This window comes from Bacillus sp. AP50 (assembly GCF_040492675.1).
GTDB classification, from domain to species: domain Bacteria; phylum Bacillota; class Bacilli; order Bacillales; family Bacillaceae_G; genus Bacillus_A; species Bacillus_A cereus.
Genome location: NZ_JBEUTW010000597.1, coordinates 1 through 1,375, shown reverse-complemented (window position 1 = coordinate 1,375; position 1,375 = coordinate 1). Strand labels below are relative to the sequence as shown.

Genomic DNA, 1,375 nt, shown 5'->3' with positions numbered 1-1,375 from the left:
ATTATGGAGTTTACATTCGAAAAGGTTCAATGTATTGAAGATGCAAATATATATCGTGTTAGTAATGTAACTGATATTTATGAAATAGATTTATTTGATGATGATAATCGTAATGTTGATAATTTAAGTTTACTTGTTCAAGAGAGGATTAATCAGTTTATTGTACATGTAGATAAATCTGAGGAAAAAAATGTGAAAGAAGAAATAGAGTCTAAAAACATTTCCTACACAGTTTTTGATTCGGGAAGAAGGAACCTTTTCTTTGTTTTTGATTCTATACCAAGGACAGAAGTATCATATATAATCAAGTATTTTTATGGTGTAAGTATAGAAAATACTTTTGCTATTATCAGTTTAGGAAATAGCGTTGGTATTAAACTAGAGGAAATAAATCAAAGTAAATTGATGAAGTGTTTAATGGGAGAATGTGTTGTACCACAAATCGAATTAGTTCCATCATCGGCGTGTGCATTTATCCAATATGATGGTGCGCTTTTAACAATTGCTAGTAATAATTTTGATATTTGTGCAACATGAAAATAATAAGATGTAATTAAATGATTTTTTTAGCGCAAGGAGATACAAGAGGATAGTTTCTAAGCTATTAAATGATAGTTTAGGATACATGACAATGTTACATATTAGTATGGTGTAGATGCAAAATGATTGTCGAATCTTTCTAGTGAAAATAGAATAGCTGCATTAAAAATTTACAATGAACCTTATGCTATAGGAAAAGAAAGAGGGAATTGTTGATGTGGATAGCGTTTCTAGAATTTTTAGAGTTTATTATAGTTTTGAGTTTAAGTCTTATATTAACATTGGTCGTTTTTTTTCAAGAAAATTATCTGTTTGATATTAAAGAAAGTATTACCAATAATAGGATCTTGTTAATTATTCAAGTCACACGTATTTTAATGGGAATGTGGATAGTATTTGTTACGGAAACTACTATAATTGCTGTCTCAAAAGTGACTGCAATTCAATTAATTATTTTACTTCTTTTTTGGGCATGTTCGAAGTATGTACAAAAAACTCGTGAAAATTGGCTAATTACTATAGTTGCTTTTGTTATTTATGGTGTTGGTACATACTTGTATATTCAGTTTGCTTTTAGAGGCTATTAATATATCACCAGAAAAGTTAGTGGTTAGAAAGATGCATTTGTTAAATGTGTATATGAAGGAAGAGCGAATATAGGCTCTTTTTTCTTTATATATAGGATAGGACATGTATCTAATCCTCGTGGGACAAATCAAAATAGAGAGCGGAAGGAATTATATGAACAAAAAAGAATTAAAATTAAAGCTACTGCAAGGTCTAGGTGAAGAGTTAAAAGAAGACGGTTATAAGACTAGAACTACACAACAAGACC

Annotated in this window: 2 protein-coding genes; both read left to right on the top strand. The window is 29.2% G+C overall.

What is annotated here, in order from left to right:
- Positions 1 to 3 precede the first annotated feature (3 nt).
- Positions 4 to 537, top strand: coding sequence for a hypothetical protein (locus ABWK52_RS27100; RefSeq protein WP_000397228.1), 534 nt, complete (start codon positions 4 to 6; stop codon positions 535 to 537).
- 218 nt (positions 538 to 755) lie between these two features.
- Positions 756 to 1,127 carry a hypothetical protein gene (locus ABWK52_RS27095; protein ID WP_000264707.1) on the top strand — a complete coding sequence of 124 codons (372 nt, stop codon included), beginning with the start codon at positions 756 to 758 and terminating at the stop codon, positions 1,125 to 1,127.
- The last annotated feature ends 248 nt before the right edge of the window (positions 1,128 to 1,375 follow it).

Bases quoted from the DNA above. Each gene is read 5' to 3' on its own strand.
- ABWK52_RS27100 (WP_000397228.1), top strand. From the start codon at position 4: ATGGAGTTTACATTCGAAAAGGTTCAATGTATTGAAGATGCAAATATA.
- ABWK52_RS27095 (WP_000264707.1), top strand. From the start codon at position 756: ATGTGGATAGCGTTTCTAGAATTTTTAGAGTTTATTATAGTTTTGAGT.